The organism is Agrobacterium sp. MCAB5 (assembly GCF_052114365.1).
GTDB classification, from domain to species: domain Bacteria; phylum Pseudomonadota; class Alphaproteobacteria; order Rhizobiales; family Rhizobiaceae; genus Agrobacterium; species Agrobacterium tumefaciens.
Genome location: NZ_JBFREP010000002.1, coordinates 362,743 through 380,792, shown reverse-complemented (window position 1 = coordinate 380,792; position 18,050 = coordinate 362,743). Strand labels below are relative to the sequence as shown.

Sequence of the window (18,050 nt, the reverse complement as noted above, 5' to 3'; positions counted from 1 at the left end):
CTTTCCTGTAAATCGCTGGCGATGGCTGCAGTTCTTGCGGTCGCAGCGCTTGTTCCGGTTCCCATTGGCGCATCGACCATCGATGTTCCGGTCAGCGTCCGTCTGTTGTCAGGCTTCGAGGTCGGCACCAGCGCCAGGCGTTTCGGCAAGCTGGAATTTATCGGCGGCATGGTGATGAGCACGCCGGAAAAACTATTCGGTGCCATATCCTCCATCCGCTTTCGCCCAAACGGGCAGGAATTCGTTGCTGTGCTGGATACCGGCCACTGGCTCACGGGCAAGATCGCACGCGGCCCGTCGGGCGCGCTGTCCGGGTTGGCTGACGTGCGTATCACTGCCATGCTGGATGCCAGCGGCCGTGAACCTTCCCGCAAGATGGAAATGGATGCGGAAGGTCTGGCGCTGCGGGATGGCAAGGTATTCGTCAGCTACGAGCAGCGGCACAGGATCGATGCCTATCCCGATCCGGGGTTCGAGACCTCAAAGCCGCTCAGCCGCCTGCCTCATCTCATTCCCAACAGCGAACTACGCCACAATGGCGGCATGGAGGCCCTTGCGGTCTCGCCGGCCGATTCGCCGCTTGGCGGTGCCCTTGTCGTGGTGGCTGAGAAAAGCATCGATGCCGACGGCAATCTTCTTGCCGCCATACTGGAAGGCCCGTTGAAGGGCACATTCGCGGTCACCCATCACCCCTCATTCGACGTGACGGACGGCGCTTTCCTGCCCGATGGCGACCTGCTGCTTCTAGAGCGCCGCTTCAATTTCGCTGAAGGGGTGGGGATGCGCATCCGCCGCATCAAGGCTGCCAATATCAGGCCGGGCGCGGTGGTGGATGGCGAAATCCTGCTGGAAGCAGGCATGGTCTACCAGATCGATAATATGGAAGGCATGGATGTGGTGAAGGGGCCTGATGGTTCCACGCGCCTCATCATCGTTTCCGATGACAATCACTCATTTCTCCAGCGCAATCTGATGTTGGAATTCAAGCTGGTGGAGTGAAGGTTCACACCTGCTGCGCCGCCTTGTAGGCAGCCATCAGATCCTCGACGGGAATGCCGTCGATCTTCATCCCTGTCATTCGGCATCCTGTTATCTGCGCGCCGGACAGGTTGGCGTTGCTCAGTTTCAGACCGGAAAGATTAACATCGTCGATCGACCAGCCGGACATGTTGCTGTCGGTAAATGACGCGCCGGAAAAGTTGATCTGGTTGAAGCTGGTTCCGGCGAGATTGACGTCGTTGAACACCGTACCCGACAGATTGACGTCGTTGAAGCTGGAGCCTGAAAGCGTGGCGCTGGCGGCCTCCACAATATCGATAACGTCATTGATCTGCATATCTGCCTGCCTCTGAGCTGTGCCACGGACCGCAGACTGCAACGCAGTCGGCTGGTTTGCAAGCGCGATTCGATCCACGCTCCCACCCCAGCCTTAAACCTGGATGACAATGGTGTCAGCCCGATTTGGCGACCTTTGGCATCGGCTTCAGCGTGTTCATCAGTGCGCCGTAGGGCAGGAGCATCACGAGGCCAACGAGGATCTTCACTGAGAGGTCGCCGAGCGCCCAGGAAATCCAGCGCGGTGCCTCCAGAGCGAAGATGCCGAGCACGGGGGCATTTTCAATGGCGAAGGCATCGTTGGGACCGACGAAGGAGAAACTCGCAGCAAAGGCGATGGAGAAGAACAGCGCGGTATCCAGCACCGAACCCAGCATGGAGCCGGCAAGCGGTGCGTGCCACCAGCGCTGGCGGCGCAGGCGGTTGAATACGGAAATATCGAGCAGCTGGCCAATCAGATAGGCGGTGCCGGAGGCAACGGCGATACGCGGGATCGAGGTCCAGAAGGACAGTGTGACACCAACAATAAAACCGGCAAGTACGACGCGGCGCGCGACTGACGGGCCGAACTGGCGGTTTGTAAGGTCTGTGACGAGGAAGGCGACCGGATAGGTAAAGGCACCCCAGGTCAAAAGATCGCCGAGATTGACGCCGAACAGCGATCCGGAAAGCGGGTATTGCACCAGAATATTGGACGCGACGACCACCAGTGTCATCAGCACAACGTAAATGAGCGTGTAGCGCAGGTAGGGCATTTTTTTATCCTGGGTGATGCCACCAGTTGGAGCCGAATTAGAACAAGCAAAAGGCTTGAGCGGCAAAAGCCATTCAAGCCTTCTGAATATCAGTGATGTCGAAACCGCTAATTAAGCAGCTTCGGCCGTCTTCTTGGCGATCTGGCGGCGCAGGAGACGAGCGCGCATGCTCAGTTCGTTTTCGCCGGACTTCAGAAGGAAGGCATCGAGGCCGCCACGATGTTCAACGGAGCGCAGAGCTGCTGCGGAAACACGCAGGCGGAAACGCTGGCCGAGAGCATCGGAGATCAACGTAACCTGGCAGAGGTTCGGAAGGAACCGGCGCTTGGTCTTGTTGTTGGCGTGGCTGACGTTGTTGCCCGTCTGGACGCCCTTGCCGGTCAATTCGCATACACGGGACATGGGTACACCTATTTCGTTTGTCTGTTTCACCACTGGCTCGCCACCGGCAAAACCGTGGTGGCAATCCAACTGGCCATGATTGGAAAGTTGCGGTTCTATAGTCAGACGGGACTTAACAGTCAAGCCGCTCGCGAGCAAATGAAAGGAAATTCCGGCGTTTTCAACCGGCATCCGCTTTTTTATTGCCACAAGTCGGCGTATATGATCGCCCCATAAGGCCGCTTCCGCGCCTCTTTTAAGGTGATATCCAAATGATTGCCAGAGGAAAAAGCATTTTCATGGCTGTGACAATGGCGTTTGCAGGCGTATCTCCCTCGCTCGCCGCCGAAGCCCGCCATACAAGCGAATACAGCATCAATCTCGGTATTCTACCAATTGCCAAGGCGAGTTTTTCGACTCGCATGAACGGCCCGAACTATTCGATTTCCGGTTCCTTCAGCTCAGCAGGGCTTGCAAGCGTTCTGGCGGATATTTCCGGCAAGACGACGATTTCGGGTGCCAAACGCGGCCATCGGCTGCAGGCGAATACATATTCGCTTGTTTACAAGGATGGCAAGCGGGTGCGGACCTATGATGTGGTCTATCGTAACGGCAACGTCACATCGACGACGGTGAAACCGGAGCCGAAGGCGCGGCCGGACAATTGGGTGAATGTGAAGGACGGCGACCTGCGCTCCGTCCTCGATCCAATCTCTGGCCTCATCATTCCCGCCGGCGGCCGCATCTGCCCGTCGCGCCTGCCGATCTATGACGGCGAATCGCGGCTGGATCTGGTGTTGAGCCCCAGCGGCACCAAGCCCTTCAAGACGAATGGCTTCAGCGGCGATGCCGTGGTCTGCAAGGCGCGTTACGTGCCAAAGTCGGGTTATCGCCAGGGCCGCAAGGATATCGAATACCTGAAATCCATTTCCATGGAGATATGGTTCGCCAAATCCGACAATATGGATGTCTATGCCCCGGTCTACGCCGTCATTCCGACGCGGGTAGGCCAAGTCTACATCACCGCCACCAAATATGGCGGTTGATGCAGTTATGGCGTATCGCCCGGCGACCATCCGGGTTCGGCCATCACGAAGCTTGAAAAGGCGAAACCCGGCGAGACGGTGCAGCCGACGAGGGTGAAGTCGCCGAGGCTTTCGGCCGATTGCCAGCAATTGGCAGGCACGATCACCTGCGGGCGCTCGCCTTCCAGAATGTCGGGGCCGAGGGTAAAGGTCTGTACCTCCCTGCCATCTTCGGAAAGATGCAGGGTGATCGGAGCGCCGGCATAATAGTGCCAGACCTCCACCGCATCGGTGACGCGATGCCAGTGCGAGCGCGTCCCCTTTTCCAGAAGATAATAGATCGCCGTCGAATGGCCGCGCTCACCACCTGCCTTGTCGCGAAATGTCTGGTGGTAAAAACCGCCCTCGGGGTGCGGCTCCAGTTCCAGTTCGCGAATGATCGCTGCCGAAGACAGATCGGCGCCCATCAGAAATTGTCCTTGCGTGTGCGGATTTCGGCAAAGACTTCGGCATCGGTTGCGCCTTCAAGGCCAAGATGACTGCGGATGCCAGCATCGGCCACCCGCATATAAGGGTTGGTCTGTTTTTCCAGCCCGATGGTGGTGGGAATGGTGAATTCATTCGCCTGCCGCGCCTTTTCGACGCTTTCGGCGCGCTCGATTAGAGCCGCGTTATCAGGATCGACGGTGAGCGCGAAACGGGCATTCGAAAGTGTATATTCGTGGCCGAAATAGACTTTCGTGTCATCCGGCAGCGCCATTAACTTCTGGAAAGAGTGCCACATATCTGTTGCCGTACGTTCGAACAGGCGACCGCAACCCATGGCGAACAGCGTATCGGCTGCAAACAGCAGGCCGTCATCGGGAAGGTAGTAGCAGATATGCCCCGCCGTATGACCGGGTGTGGCAATGACCTGAACGCGCCGTCCTGCAAATTCGAACTCGTCGCCATCGGCCTGGGAACGGTCGAGACCGGGGATCGCAATCGCCTCATCATGTGGGCCATGTATTTCGCACTGGAATTTGTCCTTCAGCGCCAGATTGGCTTCCACATGGTCCTGATGGTGATGGGTGGTGAAGATATGTGTGAGCTTCCAGCCATGCCCATGAAGAGCCTGCAGGATGGGGCCTTCCTCCGGCGCATCGATCGCGGCGGTCGCCCCGCTTTCTGGATCGTGCAGCAGAACGCCAAAATTATCACTGCGGCAAAGAAAGACGTCTATTTCCAAAGGTTTCATCGTGGTCCTCTCCATTTGCCGGCCTTAGCCGGCGCATTTGTCCGCCTGAATTTCAATGTAGGCGCAGACGCCTTGAAGTCCAACCGCCTGATGCTACATTCTCGCCCATGAACACCGATATCGTCGATCTGCGCGAATTCTATCATTCCCCGCTTGGCCGCTCGGCCGAGCAGGCGATCACCATGGCGCTTTCATCGCTCTGGCCGCCTTTGCCGGAGGAAAGGCTGGTCGGCCTCGGTTACGCCGTGCCGTTTCTGGAGCGGTTCCGTCATGACACGGAGCGCACCTTTGCCTTCATGCCGGCGGGGCAGGGAGCGGTGAACTGGCCGGCAGGCGAGCTTTCCTCCACGGCGCTGGTGTTTGACGAGGAGCTGCCGCTACCCGATTCGTCGATAGACCGGGTGTTGATGGTGCATGCTCTGGAATTTGCCGAAAATCCGCGCGAAACCCTGAAAGAACTCTGGCGGGTGCTGGCGCCCGGCGGGCGTCTGGTGATCGTGGTGCCGAACAGGCGTGGGGTCTGGGCACGCATGGAACACACACCTTTCGGCTCGGGCCGGCCCTATTCGCGCGGGCAGTTGACGGCGCTTCTGCGCGAGACCAATTTTACGCCGGGGGCAAGCGCCGAAGCGCTGTTCTTTCCGCCCACCACCAGCCGCCCGGTACTGAAATTCCGCCGATACCTTGAGCTTACCGGCCGCAGGCTCTGGCCGCTGTTTTCCGGCGTTATCGTGGTTGAGGCACAGAAACGTCTCTATCAGGGATTGCCCGTTACCCAGCGCGCCTCACGCCGGGTTTTCGTGCCGGTCCTGGCGCCTCAGGGTGTGCCCACCACCCGCACCGCCGCAAAGCACGGAAAGCCGCGCTGACCCTCGACAAAGGGGCCATTCCGGTCTAATGCCTCCGGCATTGCTTTTGCCGGGGTCCCCGGCGCATTTCCGAAGGTCGATCAAATGAGTGCAGAGCTTAGCCAACCTCGTCCGCGTCCCGGTATTCTGGACATCGCCGCTTATGTTCCCGGCAAGGAACATGTGGATGGCGTCGCGAAGGTTTATAAGCTCTCCTCCAACGAAACGCCGCTCGGGCCAAGCCCGAAGGCGATCGAGGCATTCGCCGCCACCGCCAGCCATCTGGAAATCTATCCCGACGGACAGGCGATTGCGCTGCGTCAGGCGATTGCAGACGTGCATGGCCTCAACATAGCGAATATCATGTGCGGTAACGGCTCGGATGAGCTTCTTGGGCTGCTCTGCCACGTCTATCTGGGTACGGGCGATGAGGCGATCATCACCGAACACGGTTTCCTCGTCTACAAGATCCAGATCATGGGTGCGGGCGCAACGCCGGTGACGGTGAAGGAAAAGGATTGCGCCGTCGATGTGGACGCCATTCTCGCCGCCGTCACGCCAAGGACGAAGATGGTTTTCATCGCCAATCCCGGCAATCCCACCGGCACCTATGTTCCGGTCGCGGAAATCCGCCGCCTTCAGGCTGGTCTGCCGAAACATGTCGTGCTCGTGCTTGATGCGGCTTATGCCGAATATGTACGCAAGAACGACTACGAGGCCGGTCTCGAGCTGGTGTCTGGCAACCGCAACGTGGTGATGACGCGCACCTTCTCCAAGGTTTACGGTCTGGCCGCACTGCGCGTCGGCTGGATGTATGGTCCGGCCGCCATCATCGATGCGCTGAACCGGGTGCGTGGTCCGTTCAACATGAGCGCGCCGGCGATCGCAGCGGGTGCCGCGGCCATCCGCGATCAGGCATTCCTGGAAAAGGCGATCTCTCACAACACGCTCTGGCTGGAAAAACTCACGACGGTCTTCACTAGTCTCGGCCTCACGGTCACGCCATCAGTCACCAACTTTGTCCTCATCCATTTCCCGGACCAGGATGGCAAGCGTGCACCAGATGCGGACGACTTCCTGAGCCGCCGCGGTTATATCCTGCGTGCCGTGCGCGGTTACGGTTTCCCCAATGCCTTGCGTATGACGGTTGGTTCGGAAGAAGCCAATCTTGGCGTCATCGCCGCGCTCACCGAGTTCATGGGGCAGGCGTAATGGGCGAGATCATGTTTGAGCGCATCGCGCTTGTTGGCATCGGCCTGATCGGCTCGTCTATTGCGCGCGACATCAAGGAACTGGGTCTTGCCCGGCATGTCACGATTTCCACCCGCAGCGCGGAAACGCTGAAGCGGGCAGAGAAACTGGCGCTTGGAAGCGAGTATACGACATCCGCCGCGCAGGCCGTCAGGGATGCTGATCTTGTCATCGTTTCAGTGCCGGTCGGTTCATCCGGGGCGGTTGCCGAGCAGATGGCGCCGCATCTGAAGCCCGGCGCCATCGTCACCGATGTCGGCTCTACCAAGGCCTCTGTCATCGCGCAGATGGCGCCGCATATGCCTGACAATGTGCATTTCATTCCCGGCCATCCGCTGGCGGGTACGGAAAAATCCGGCCCGGATGCCGGTTTTTCCGGTCTTTTCCGCGAGCGCTGGTGCATCTTCACGCCGCTGCCGGGCACGGATGCGGAGGCGCTGGAAAGGCTCAAGGATTTCTGGCGGGCGCTCGGTTCGCGCGTCGATGAAATGGATGCCGAACACCACGACAAGGTTCTGGCGATCGTCTCGCATCTGCCGCACATCATCGCCTACAACATCGTCGGCACGGCGGATGATCTGGAGACGGTAACCGAGTCGGAAGTCATCAAATATTCCGCTTCCGGCTTCCGAGATTTCACGCGTCTCGCCGCCTCGGACCCCACCATGTGGCGCGATGTCTGCCTGCACAACAAGGATGCCATCCTCGAAATGCTGGCACGGTTCTCGGAAGACCTTGCTTCGCTGCAAAGGGCGATCCGCTGGGGGGAGGGCGACAAGCTGTTCGAACTGTTTTCCCGCACACGCTCCATCCGCCGCTCCATCATCGAGGCCGGTCAGGACGTCGATACGCCTGACTTTGGGCGTCACGCGCTGGATCAGAAGAAGTAGGGCGCTGAAGTGGTATTGATATCGGCGGCGACGGATGACGATATCGAATGGCTGCTGCGGGAAGACAAATGGATCGATGAGGATTGGTTGCGGCGTTGCGTCGGACGCCGCGAATGTCTCGTCGCGAAAGAAGATACGATTCTAGTCGGTTTTCTGCGGTTCTCGATGTTCTGGGGCAAGATTCCCTACATGGACATGATCCGCGTCGTTCCCGAGTTTCGGGGACATGGCGTCGGCGCAACGCTTACAGTTTTTTGGGAAACTCTGATGCGTGAGCAGGGTGCCTCACTGGTGATGACGTCCAGCCAGCAGGACGAGCGGGAACCGCAGATGTGGCATCGTCGCAATGGATACAAAGAAGCCGGCATCCTGCATCTTTCAAAAATTCAGGATGCCGCTGAGGTGTTTTTTACAAAAGCTCTCTGTTAAATCGGCGGGATCTTCCCCAACGGAATGAAACCGCTGACGGTGGCGCGGCCGCGATCCACCACGAGGTCGACGGACGCCCTGTCGTCGCCGCCGGCGAGTGCGCGGAGCATTTTGCGGGCGGTATCGATGGTGGATTGCAGCTGCGGAAACGCCTGCTTGGCATTGTCCGACCAGGCGTCAAGCTTTTCGATCTCCAGCTTGAACTGGCCGGAGAGATAGCCCTCATTATCGAAGGAGAAAGGGCCGCTGATACGCATGGTGCGGCCTTCGCCGATATCAGCGACCAGCCGGCGAAGCTCGCCGCTCGCACCGTAAAGCCCGGCCGTATCGCTGCCGTCTACCATACCCGCCTTGCCGGCAAGGGTGACATCGGCGATGGCGTTGAGGCGCGGCAGAAGTTGCGGCCAATCCTTGATGACGGTTGACGAGTCGGTCAACGTTATCGCGCCGTCTAGATCGGCGCCGTTCTGGCGCAGATGCATTTCCGTCTTGGCGGCATCGAAATCGATCGTCTGGCCGGTAACGGTGGAAACCGCCTGAGCCTTCAGGCCGTCAATGACAAGCGAGGTACGGTCGATACCCCTAAGCTTGGTGACGATGCTCGACTGCATGTTCTGCCAGACGGCAGAAACCGTCAGACCATGCGCGGTGCGGATTTCAGCCGGTGCATCCAGTTCCCAGACAATGTGGCCGGGATTGTAGACCTGCGCTGCGGAACGCAATTCTCCGAACGAGGCTGAAACGCCATTCTGCTTGTCGTCCACCGTTACCTTGGAGCAGAAAAGGCCGATGCGGAACGGATAACCCTTGAAGGCAATGTCGCCGCATTCGCCGCTGACGTTTCTGGCCTGCGAAGGCGAGATGACGTTCAGAACCGTCTGCTTCAGCTTGTCGGCGGCATAAAACCACCCGGCCGTGTAAAGTCCGATAACCAGCACGACGGCGATACCAAGCCAGAGGAATTTTTTGACCGTGCCGGATTGGCTTGACGATGCCATATTGATCTCCGATGAACAGACTTCAGATAAATTCGATTTGGCTTGGGATATGGACGATTTTTGGGTCTTTGGCTACGGTTCGTTGATGTGGAACCCGGGCTTTGCCTTTGAGGAAAGGCAGCAGGCGCGGCTGCACGGTTATCGACGCTCCCTCTGCATCAGTTCAAATGTGTACCGCGGCACTGAGGAAAAGCCCGGCCTTGTTCTCGGTCTGGAGCGCGGCGGCTCCTGCCTCGGCGTTGCCTTTCGCGTGCGCGGAGCGGACCATGGTCCGGTCATGGCCTATCTGCGCGAGCGCGAGCTGGTAACGAATGTCTACAAGGAACGCGTCGTTGCCATTGCGCTCGCCGATGGCACGCGCGGCAGTGCCGTGACCTATGTGGCCGATCCCGCCCACGAGCAGTATATTGGTGGTCTGGGTGTCGCGGAAGCGGCCACGATCGTGGCTGCCGCATCGGGCCGGTCCGGCCCGAATACCGATTACGTCTTCAATACCGTGCAGCATCTGCAGGATATGGGTATTCGCGACACGCTGCTGGAAAGCATTGCCGCCAGTGTCGGCACGATCGCGGTTTAGCCGGCGGGAGTGTCTTGCCCCTGAAGTTCTGCGATACGCTTCACGGCGGTCGGTGGCAGCGGCAGGTGCGGATTGTTGCGCGCGGTCTCCAACAGCAACTCGTCGCTCGCCTTTTCCGTCACCTTGATCAATGTCTTGAAAAACACGTCCGGGTCCAGTCCCGGCTCGATGGCCGGCAAGATCCGCACCTTGAAATGGCCGGGATAACGCATTGTCGAGCGGCGTGGCCAGAAGAGGCCGGGATGCATGGCGACCGGAATGACGGGGACTTTGAGGTCGCGGTAAAGACGTGCGATGCCATAACGATATTCGGGCTCAGCGCCCGGTGGCCGGCGCGTGCCTTCGGGATAGATTATGAGTTCGCGGCCAGCCGCCATCTCCTCTCTCGCCCGCTCCATGACCTTCAGCATCACCTTGCCGCGCGCGGCGCGGTTGACCGGGATCATGCGCTGCTTCATCGCATACCAGCCGAACAGCGGGATCCACAAAAGCTCGCGCTTCAGAATATAGACCGGATCGGGAAGGTTGGGCAGCAGCGCATAGGTGTCCCAGAAGGACTGGTGTTTGGGGGCGAAGATACAGCCGGTTTCGGGAATGTTTTCCAGCCCCTCGATCTCGAAGGTGGTGCCGACAATGGTCTTCATCAGCCAATGGTTGGATCGCGCCCAGTTCTTGGGGATTTCATAGGCTATTCTGCGCGGCAGGATGAAATAGATCGGCGTGAGCACGATCATGCGGACAATCAGATTGAGATAAAACAGCGTATTGAAAAGAAAAGAGCGCAGCTTGAGCATCGACAGACTTCCCGGGTTGCAGCCGTTCCGAAGCTCAGGCGCGCCTCGATGCCGGATGCCGATGCCAGACGCCTACACGAAAACAAGGCTCCGCAGCAAGCGTGTTCTCTCCGTTCTTTCCATTCACGGGGAGGAGGTTGCCGCCTTGATCGTGGGGTGATCGGCGCCCGCCTTGCGCAACCCGTCGCCCTTGCCGAGCCCGGTCAGGTCGCGTCCTGCTGCAATCACGAATTTCATGTATTCGTAGAGCATGGTCCGGACCACATCTGGCTCCGCGAACCAGTTGGTGCGGGCAAGGTCGGCGCTGATAACGGGATAGGCGATGAATTGGGTCTGCGGGCTGGCATTGTGCAGTTCATGCAGGCTGCGATGCATATGGTAATTGTTCGTAACGACGACGATGGAGGAATAACCGTGGTCGCGTATCCAGCTCGCCGCCTCGTTGGCATTGCCGATGGTGTCTATGGCCTTGTAGCCCATGTCCACGCAGCAGGAAAACATGTCCGAAGAGCCTTGCGTCATCTTGCGGATTTGCGTGCGGGTGGTGGCCGGATTGACGCCGGAAATCAGAAGGCGCTTGCCAACGCCGTCCCGCAGCAGGCCGACCGCCTGTTCGATGCGCTGATAACCACCGGTCAGAACGATGATCGCGTCGCCCTTGGCGCCTTCGGGCGGGCGCATGGAGGCGACCGAATCTGCGAACCACAAAAAACCGCCGGAAAAAGCCCCGAGAGTAATGACGCAAAGAAGGATGAGACCGCGAATAAAACGGCGCAGGCGACTTCGCCGCGACAACAGGCCCTTTTTTGCCTGTCGCGTGGTCGTCTGCTCCTGATCATGGTCCGTCCGACTCACAAACATTCCTCCTGAATACTCGCCGATTAAGGCAAGGAACAGGCATTTTTGTCCACCGTCCGCAAGTTACATCCGGCGTGTGAAGGGTGCAGTTTCCTCGCGAGATCCGGGAGACGTCGTCACGATGCGACACCGTCGCTTTTAGACGGATCGGAACGGACGCGGTCGATATCGTCGATCGTGCGGATGACGGTCACACGCGCGGTGATCGTGGTGAGCAGCGCGATGATGATCATCGTCGTGGCGATGCCGATATAACCACTGAGGCCAACGGAAAAGGAGCCGAAAAGCGCACTTGCCTGATCGCTTTGCGGCGTTGCAACCGTGCTCGATTGCCAGAAACCGGCGGCAAGGAAAACTGCCGCGGCGAGGGCGCTGCCCGCTGCCGCACCTTTCAGGCTGATCTTCAGGAAGTGCTTCTGGAATTCCCGCGCGACGAAGCTGCTTTCGGCGCCGACGAAATGCAGCACCTCGACGATGTGCCGGTTGCCGGAAAGCGCGCCGCGCGTTGCAAACACCACCGTCAGCACCATGGCGGTGAAGACGAGGATCAGGACCCCGACGCCGATCATGACAGTGGTCCTGGCCATGGAGACGAGCCTGTCGACCCATGTACGGTGGTCATCCAGAAACGCCTGTGGAATTTCAGCTTTCAGCATATCGCGCATGGCCTGAAAATCGGGCGGGTGGTTTTCATCGATGGTAATCACGACGAGGCGCGGCACCGGCAGTTCGGAAAGATCGAGGCCACTGCCGAGCCACGGCTCCAGAAGACGCGCGGTGGCGGCATCATCGAGGATCGTGCCATCCCGCGTGCCGACGAAGGTGAGCGCCAGAGAACGTGCCTTGGTGAGCGCTGCATTCATGTCCAGCCCGTCCTCGGGTTTGATCTGAATGGTGATTTCGCGGGAAATCTGGCTCTGCCAGGTGGCGGCGGTGGCACGCACCATGGAAACGGCACCAAGCGTCAGGCAGGCGAGAAAGGCCATGATGGCGATCACCACCATCAGCGCATTGCCCTGAATGTTAGAGGGCGGCAGAATGGGTGCCATCGGGCGGATACGCATCGGCGGCCGCTTCGGTGCGGTCGCCTCTGGTCTTAACTGTTTGCGGTTGATCTCATTCATAGATGTCGAGCCGCCCTTCGGTGAGGATCATCCGGCGTGCGTCGATCTGGTCCATCAGGCCGAAATCATGGGTGGCGATGACCACAGCGGTACCCAGCCGGTTGAGCTCCAGAAAGAGGTTGAGAAGGCGCTTGGCCATCGGCGGGTCGACGTTGCCGGTCGGCTCGTCGGCCAGCAAGATTTCCGGCTGGTCCATCAATGCACGGGCAATGGCGGCGCGTTGCTTTTCTCCACCGGAGAGGATGGCCGGAAGCACATTGATGCGCTCGCCAAGCCCGACCCATTTCAGAAGCTCGATGACGTCGTTGCGGTAGGCGCTTTCTTCCTTGCCGCGCACACGCAGCGGCAGGGCGACATTCTCATAGGTCGTCAGATGATCGAGCAGCCGGAAATCCTGAAAGACGATGCCGACGCGGCGGCGCAGCATGGGTAACTCGCTGCGCGGAATGCGCGACACATCGCGGTTGAACATGCGGATATTGCCGCGTGTGGGCTGCAGCGACATCAGCAGCAGGCGCAGGAACGTGGTTTTGCCGGCACCGGAAGGGCCGGTCAGAAACTGGAACGAACCCTTGGGAATGTCGAAGGTCATGTCCCTCAGGATTTCGGGGCCCATGCCGTAACGCAACCCGACATTTTCGAAATGGATCAACGGACTTCCAGTCTCTTCGTTTCGTGGTGGTTCGCAAACCGCTGGCGCGTGAGGCCCGGATGCGCCGTTTAACCCGGTTCCGATGGCCTATGCGAGCCGTTTTTGCGAAGCATTAACCAATTAAATTTAAAACTTGGCAGGATTCGTTGCAATGCCCAGTTTTGCGGGCCGGAAAACCTCACCCAAGGAATTCTATGGCTATGTTCCGTTCATCTCGCCGGCAAGCGGCATTCGATTTCGACCTCCTGATGCCGGAAGCGCCAGTGCGCCGGACGGCGCGGGCAACCCACACCGGCCCCGATGTGGTAGACGCGGAATTTGTCACCATCAAGGAAAACCGTGTCCGTCAGCCCGGAAACGATAATCGCGGCGCGATGCGCCGGCAGATGGAAAAACCGCCCGTCACCGCCAGTGCTCTTGGTTACGCGTTCATCGGCTGGGTGGACCGCAAATTGTCGCGCCTGTCTGTGGATGCCTATTCGGCGCTGGTTGCGGCGCTCGTCATTTTTGTTTTCATCTGCTCAGGCGGCCTGTCGGTGGTCGTGCCGGAAAAGCCGGTCGTTGCGGCCGCAAACCCGCTTGCCATTTCCCATGTCACCATCACGCCGCAGGAGGCTGGCGGCATGGATGTCCTGCTCATCAACGGTATTGTGGAGAACAACGGTACCGCTCTGGAAGAGGTGCCGGCACTTCGCGCCGACCTCTTTGTTGCCAAGGGGCAACTGGTCGCCAGCATGGTCATCGAACCGCCGGTCAGGCAGATGCAGCCCGGTTTCAGCCACGGATTTTCGGCAAAGTTGCGCCATCCCGGTGGAAAAACGCCTGAGATCAAGCTTTCCTTCGTCGAAGCGGGTGCTTCCGAACGTTGACTGTGCTAACGCGTGGTCTTCGTATTTTTACTGAAAGGTAAAATCGGCAAGGCGCAGCACAGGAGAAAGAATGCCCGTTGTCCGTGGAAAAAACATTGAGCCGCTTTACACCGCCGAGCAGATTGCCGAGCGCAATCGCGACATGGCCAAGCATATAGCGAGCGGCCCGACCAAGGATTTGCTGGTCATCGCCGTGCTCAAGGGATCGTTCATTTTCGCGGCCGATCTCATCCGCGCGCTGCATGACAGCGGCCTTGCCCCCGAAGTCGAATTCATCACGCTTTCGAGCTACGGTGCCGGCACCGTTTCGCAAGGGGTGAAGATCGTCAAGGATATCGACAGCGACGTGAAGGACCGCGATGTTCTTCTGATCGACGATATTCTCGAATCCGGCCGCACGCTGCGTTTCGCCAAGGAACTGCTTTACGAACGCGGCGCCCGTCACGTCACCATCGCCGTGCTGCTCGACAAGAAGGTCAAGCGCAAGGAAGATCTGGAGGCCGACTATGTCGGTTTCGAATGTCCCGATTATTTCGTTGTCGGTTACGGCATGGATGTGGCTTACGCCTTCCGCGAACTACCCTTCGTAGGCGTCGTCACGGGCGACGCCTGACGATTTCTGCCGTGCCGGGATGGGACATGCCGGAGACGCCTCATTAACCATTCACCCAGCGAAACCCTGGGTGTTTACCTCTTGAAAAGAGGAGCCTGCGATGTTGCTCACGGCTGGAAATGATGCCCAGGAGCAATGATTAATGGCGAAGATTCTGATTACCGAAGATGAGGATGCATTGCGGGCTTTCGTTGCCCGTGCGCTGCGTCTCGACGGTCACGAGACCCACGAGGCGGCAGACGGCGAGCAGGGGCTGGAGAAGCTTCAGGAAACCAATTTCGATCTCCTTCTTTCGGATATCCGCATGCCGGTCATGGATGGCATCGAGCTGGCGCACCGCGCCGCCGAACGCTTCCCGGCCATGCGCATCCTGTTGATGACGGGTTATGCCGAACAGCGCGAACGTGCTGATGATCTGGCAGAAAAGATCGTGGACGTGGTTTCAAAACCTTTTGCGCTTCCGGATATCCGCAAGGCCGTTGCGCGGGCGCTTGCGGCCTGAGCGATAAGGCTACAGAGATTTGAGAAAGGGCGGCCCTTTGGGCCGCCTTTTTTGTTGCGGAGTTGTCAACTCTCTCCGCCGTCATGCTCGGGACAAGGCCGAGGATGACGTTGAGTGTTTGATAAGCTGGCCTTTCCTCAAAAATGCGCGAGGTTAAACAGGCCCGATCGCTAGGAATGGCGGCCTCCATCCTCACCGTATATCCAGCAACCGCTCCAGATAACGCCGCTCGATTTCACCCGGCGGGTTGTTGCCTAGCTTTTCGCGGATAGCCTCGAGAATTTCGCGGGCGCGCTGCACGTCGATCTCATCAGGCACCTTCACCTGGTCGCCGAAATCGGGGCCGGTTGTGCTGCGCGGACGGCCGAGTGGATCGCGGCCGTTCTGTCCGCCTTGGCCCGCCATGCCTTCCTGCCCTTGTCCGGGCTGCTGTCCCTGCTGGCGCATGGCCTGCATGATCTGGCCCATCATATCCTGCGCGCCCTGTCGCAGCGCGTTCAGCGCATTGCCCTGACCCTCGACCGCCTGTTCGCCCTGGCTTTTGCCGAGTGCTTCGCCGGCGCCTTCCATTTCCTGCTGCGCCTTGCCGAAGTTTTCGCCCGGCTCCATGCCGAGATCACGAAGGCCCTGCTGCAATTCGCCCAGCTGCTTGCCGAGCGCGTCCTGCTGCGCCCTCAGATTTTTCAGCGCCTCGCGCAATTGTTCGGCCGTCATCTGCTCGCTCGGCTGTCCGCCTTGCTGGCCGTTCTCGCCCTGCTGGCCCTGCTGGCCCTGTTGCGGTGATTCACCGTTTTCACCCGTCTGCGGGTCCTGACCTTCGCCGCCATCCTGCGGGTCGCCGCGCTGCATGCGGTCACGCAGCGCCTGATCGAGCTTGAAGGTCTCGTCCATCAGCTTCTGCTGCTGTTGCAGAATTTCACCCAGCTTGTCGATCTGCTGGCGCATCTTGCTGCTTTGCTGCTGCCCCTGCTGGCCCTGACGTTGCGGCCGTCCCGCCTGCAGGTTGTTCATCATGCGTTGCAGCTGCGAGAGCATTTCCTGTGCTGCGTCACGGTTGCCGGAGCGCGCGAGGTTTTCGATCTGGTTCATCATGTTTTCCAGATCGCGCTGCCGCAACACGTTTTGTGCCTGCTGGTTCATGTTGGCTTGCGGCGCATTCTGCATGCGCTGTGCAAGCTCGCTCATGAACTGCTGCATCGCCTCACGCAGTTCCTGCATCAGCTTGGCGATTTCCTCATCGGAGGCATTGCGCTGAAGCGCCTCGGAAAGCGCTGTCTGCGCATCACGCAGGCGTTTTTCCGCCTGCGAAAGATCACCATCCTCGATGCCGAGCGCGATCTCCCAGAGATAATCGGCGGTGTTCTTCAGCATCTCCTCATTATAGGCGAGCCGCATGCGGGTCTGCGCCGATTGCAGCAGGAGATAGTGCGTGGTGTTGGGAATGGTTTCTTCCGGACGCAGACCAACCGCCTCGTTATAGGCGATCGCCTTTGGCATCTGGCGCGTGTCGAGCGAGAATATCTGCCGCTGTTCCGCAACCGAAGCCGCCAGCGGTTCAGAGAAATTGCGGCCCGGCAGCACCATTTCATGCGCGGGGCTGCGGCCGGTCTGGCCGGCACCGTCTGTTGCCACCAGCGTGATGCGCACGCGCTTACCTGCCATGGGATGTTCGGTCAGGTTGCGGCTGGTCAGCCCCTTGATCTCGCGGTTGTTCTGCCGCGGCAGGTCGAGCTTGAATTCCGGCGGCGGGTAAAGTGCTGTTGCACCCTCCGCAACGCCAAGCGGCTCGATGATGGCGTGGGCTTCCTTGATGCCATAGTCGTCCTTGGCGGTGAAACCCACCTCCAGCGCACCATTGACGGCGCGGCGCGGCATGTTGTCGAAGCCGATGGTCGGTGGCTGGTCAGGAATGACGTTGAACACCCATTGTTCGCCATTGGCGGTGATCATGCCGCTTTCGGTCACATCCATCGCAAAGGTGCGCGGCGTAACAGGTTGATCCGGCGCGCGTTTTTCTGTCTGTGCCGCCACATCGCCACTTGCGCTGTCGGCGCGTGCCGCTTCGGGGGCAAGCTTCTGCAGGGCGCCGGCGGTCTCAGGCTCGAAGGTCACTTCCTCGCCGCCATCGCCACCGGTCATACGGATCGTCAGTTTGGAGGATTGTGGCACGGACACCGCGTCGTGGCCTGTCGCATCGCGCCCTGTCAGAAAAATCGGGGCGCGGCCGGTATAGGCGGGCGGCGTGACCCAGGCGTCGAGACGGATATCGGGATTGAGCGGACCGGCTGCCGGTCGGCTACGGAAGGCATCTGCAATCGTGCCTGCACCATTGGAATAGGAAAAACCGAAGGCGACAACCAGAAAAAGGGCGGGAATGGCGCGTAGTGCCGAGCGGTCGTAACGGGCGATATCGGGTTTCGGCAGGCCGGCATTCAGCGCGGCGATGCGTTCCGCCATACGGATCTGGTGTTCTTTCCACAAGGCGCGGGAAATGGGGGTGTCCAACGCCGGTTCGTCTTCCTGCACGCCGACTGGCTGGTGAGCGAGACCATTGCGTTCTTCCAGAAGGCGGGACGCGTCGTTGTCTGTCGGCCATTTCAGCCGGACGATTGGCAGGATGGTGCTGATGAAACCGAAAACCAGCAAGAAAACGATGCCCAGCCGCACGAAATCAGGCATCTGACGGTAAAGTCCGAACCATGCGAGCGCCAGAAACGCGGCGGCGATGGAAAGCGGCCACAGCGTCTTCGGTGCTACTCTTTCCGAAAACAACACGATTTTTGAGAAGAAGCGTTTAGCCGCAACCCGGCGGGCAAGATCCGGCCGCTGCGCGAATGCGCCGGTTGGGCGCTTCCTGCCTGTCCTGTCCTCTCCGGCTGTGGTCATCAATCCGTTCTCCCGGTTCTGGCCAC

21 protein-coding genes are annotated in these 18,050 nt (G+C 59.5%); 10 read left to right on the top strand and 11 right to left on the bottom strand.

From position 1 onward, the window contains the following. The first annotated feature begins 21 nt into the window (after positions 1–21). The gene (locus tag AB4Z23_RS06515) at positions 22–999 is read left to right on the top strand and encodes an esterase-like activity of phytase family protein (protein ID WP_441360033.1); all 978 of its coding nucleotides are present in this window, start codon (positions 22–24) and stop codon (positions 997–999) included. Positions 1,000–1,003: 4 nt separating this feature from the next. Here AB4Z23_RS06515 and AB4Z23_RS06510 read toward each other — a convergent pair whose 3' ends face one another. The 3 genes from AB4Z23_RS06510 to rpmB form a co-directional block, all read right to left on the bottom strand. After that, the gene (locus AB4Z23_RS06510; protein ID WP_013761796.1) at positions 1,004–1,336 is read right to left on the bottom strand and encodes a pentapeptide repeat-containing protein; all 333 of its coding nucleotides are present in this window, start codon (positions 1,334–1,336) and stop codon (positions 1,004–1,006) included. Positions 1,337–1,451: 115 nt separating this feature from the next. Then, on the bottom strand, positions 1,452–2,090 hold the full coding sequence (locus tag AB4Z23_RS06505) for a queuosine precursor transporter (protein WP_065687915.1): 639 nt from the start codon (positions 2,088–2,090) through the stop codon (positions 1,452–1,454). Positions 2,091–2,201: 111 nt separating this feature from the next. Further along, positions 2,202–2,492, bottom strand: coding sequence for a 50S ribosomal protein L28 (gene rpmB, locus AB4Z23_RS06500; RefSeq protein WP_003509888.1), 291 nt, complete (start codon positions 2,490–2,492; stop codon positions 2,202–2,204). A 251-nt stretch (positions 2,493–2,743) separates the two neighbouring features. Here rpmB and AB4Z23_RS06495 point away from each other — a divergent pair, with 251 nt between their 5' ends. Continuing rightward, positions 2,744–3,517, top strand: a complete 774-nt coding sequence (locus AB4Z23_RS06495) for a DUF3108 domain-containing protein (RefSeq protein ID WP_013761795.1) — start codon at positions 2,744–2,746, stop codon at positions 3,515–3,517. 5 nt (positions 3,518–3,522) lie between these two features. Here AB4Z23_RS06495 and AB4Z23_RS06490 read toward each other — a convergent pair whose 3' ends face one another. Beyond that, positions 3,523–3,963 (bottom strand): cupin domain-containing protein, encoded by a 441-nt coding sequence (locus AB4Z23_RS06490; RefSeq protein ID WP_013761794.1) that lies wholly within the window; start codon positions 3,961–3,963, stop codon positions 3,523–3,525. After that, positions 3,963–4,733 carry a hydroxyacylglutathione hydrolase gene (gene gloB, locus AB4Z23_RS06485; protein ID WP_003511345.1) on the bottom strand — a complete coding sequence of 257 codons (771 nt, stop codon included), beginning with the start codon at positions 4,731–4,733 and terminating at the stop codon, positions 3,963–3,965. The genes AB4Z23_RS06490 and gloB overlap by 1 nt, the downstream gene beginning before the upstream one ends. 107 nt (positions 4,734–4,840) lie before the next feature. On the opposite strand from gloB, the gene AB4Z23_RS06480 reads away from it, so the two are divergent. The 4 genes from AB4Z23_RS06480 (at position 4,841) to AB4Z23_RS06465 (ending at position 8,151) form a co-directional block, all read left to right on the top strand. Beyond that, a complete protein-coding gene (locus tag AB4Z23_RS06480) occupies positions 4,841–5,602 on the top strand; it encodes a class I SAM-dependent methyltransferase (protein ID WP_003511344.1) in 762 nt (253 codons plus the stop codon). A gap of 84 nt (positions 5,603–5,686) precedes the next feature. Next, entirely contained in the window at positions 5,687–6,793 is a 1,107-nt protein-coding gene (gene hisC, locus AB4Z23_RS06475) for a histidinol-phosphate transaminase (RefSeq protein ID WP_065687914.1), read from the top strand. Further along, positions 6,793–7,722 carry a prephenate/arogenate dehydrogenase family protein gene (locus AB4Z23_RS06470; protein ID WP_441360032.1) on the top strand — a complete coding sequence of 310 codons (930 nt, stop codon included), beginning with the start codon at positions 6,793–6,795 and terminating at the stop codon, positions 7,720–7,722. Before hisC ends, AB4Z23_RS06470 begins: the two co-directional genes overlap by 1 nt. 9 nt (positions 7,723–7,731) lie before the next feature. Further along, positions 7,732–8,151, top strand: a complete 420-nt coding sequence (locus AB4Z23_RS06465; protein WP_035199629.1) for a GNAT family N-acetyltransferase — start codon at positions 7,732–7,734, stop codon at positions 8,149–8,151. Here AB4Z23_RS06465 and AB4Z23_RS06460 read toward each other — a convergent pair. After that, positions 8,148–9,149 carry a DUF2125 domain-containing protein gene (locus tag AB4Z23_RS06460; RefSeq protein WP_441360031.1) on the bottom strand — a complete coding sequence of 334 codons (1,002 nt, stop codon included), beginning with the start codon at positions 9,147–9,149 and terminating at the stop codon, positions 8,148–8,150. The two genes, AB4Z23_RS06465 and AB4Z23_RS06460, sit on opposite strands and share 4 nt — an antisense overlap. A gap of 49 nt (positions 9,150–9,198) precedes the next feature. On the opposite strand from AB4Z23_RS06460, the gene AB4Z23_RS06455 reads away from it, so the two are divergent. Continuing rightward, positions 9,199–9,726, top strand: a complete 528-nt coding sequence (locus tag AB4Z23_RS06455; RefSeq protein WP_013761788.1) for a gamma-glutamylcyclotransferase — start codon at positions 9,199–9,201, stop codon at positions 9,724–9,726. Here the strand turns inward: AB4Z23_RS06455 and AB4Z23_RS06450 are convergent. The 4 genes from AB4Z23_RS06450 to ftsE form a co-directional block, all read right to left on the bottom strand. Beyond that, positions 9,723–10,520 (bottom strand): lysophospholipid acyltransferase family protein, encoded by a 798-nt coding sequence (locus AB4Z23_RS06450; protein ID WP_441360030.1) that lies wholly within the window; start codon positions 10,518–10,520, stop codon positions 9,723–9,725. The genes AB4Z23_RS06455 and AB4Z23_RS06450 overlap by 4 nt on opposite strands. 123 nt (positions 10,521–10,643) lie before the next feature. Further along, on the bottom strand, positions 10,644–11,381 hold the full coding sequence (locus tag AB4Z23_RS06445) for a YdcF family protein (RefSeq protein ID WP_003511336.1): 738 nt from the start codon (positions 11,379–11,381) through the stop codon (positions 10,644–10,646). A 113-nt stretch (positions 11,382–11,494) separates the two neighbouring features. Beyond that, positions 11,495–12,502 carry a cell division protein FtsX gene (locus tag AB4Z23_RS06440; protein ID WP_065687913.1) on the bottom strand — a complete coding sequence of 336 codons (1,008 nt, stop codon included), beginning with the start codon at positions 12,500–12,502 and terminating at the stop codon, positions 11,495–11,497. Continuing rightward, positions 12,495–13,154, bottom strand: a complete 660-nt coding sequence (gene ftsE / locus AB4Z23_RS06435) for a cell division ATP-binding protein FtsE (protein ID WP_003511334.1) — start codon at positions 13,152–13,154, stop codon at positions 12,495–12,497. The genes AB4Z23_RS06440 and ftsE overlap by 8 nt, the downstream gene beginning before the upstream one ends. A gap of 200 nt (positions 13,155–13,354) precedes the next feature. Here ftsE and AB4Z23_RS06430 point away from each other — a divergent pair, with 200 nt between their 5' ends. From AB4Z23_RS06430 to AB4Z23_RS06420, 3 genes are all read left to right on the top strand, one after another. Then, complete coding sequence (locus AB4Z23_RS06430; protein WP_035199624.1) at positions 13,355–14,023, top strand: hypothetical protein; 669 nt, start codon at positions 13,355–13,357, stop codon at positions 14,021–14,023. 70 nt (positions 14,024–14,093) lie between these two features. Next, entirely contained in the window at positions 14,094–14,636 is a 543-nt protein-coding gene (gene hpt, locus AB4Z23_RS06425) for a hypoxanthine phosphoribosyltransferase (protein WP_003511330.1), read from the top strand. 142 nt (positions 14,637–14,778) lie between these two features. Beyond that, a complete protein-coding gene (locus AB4Z23_RS06420) occupies positions 14,779–15,138 on the top strand; it encodes a response regulator (RefSeq protein WP_003511329.1) in 360 nt (119 codons plus the stop codon). A gap of 192 nt (positions 15,139–15,330) precedes the next feature. On the opposite strand, the gene AB4Z23_RS06415 is transcribed toward AB4Z23_RS06420, so the two are convergent. Then, positions 15,331–18,024 (bottom strand): TIGR02302 family protein, encoded by a 2,694-nt coding sequence (locus tag AB4Z23_RS06415; RefSeq protein WP_441360029.1) that lies wholly within the window; start codon positions 18,022–18,024, stop codon positions 15,331–15,333. Between the last annotated feature and the right edge of the window lie 26 nt (positions 18,025–18,050).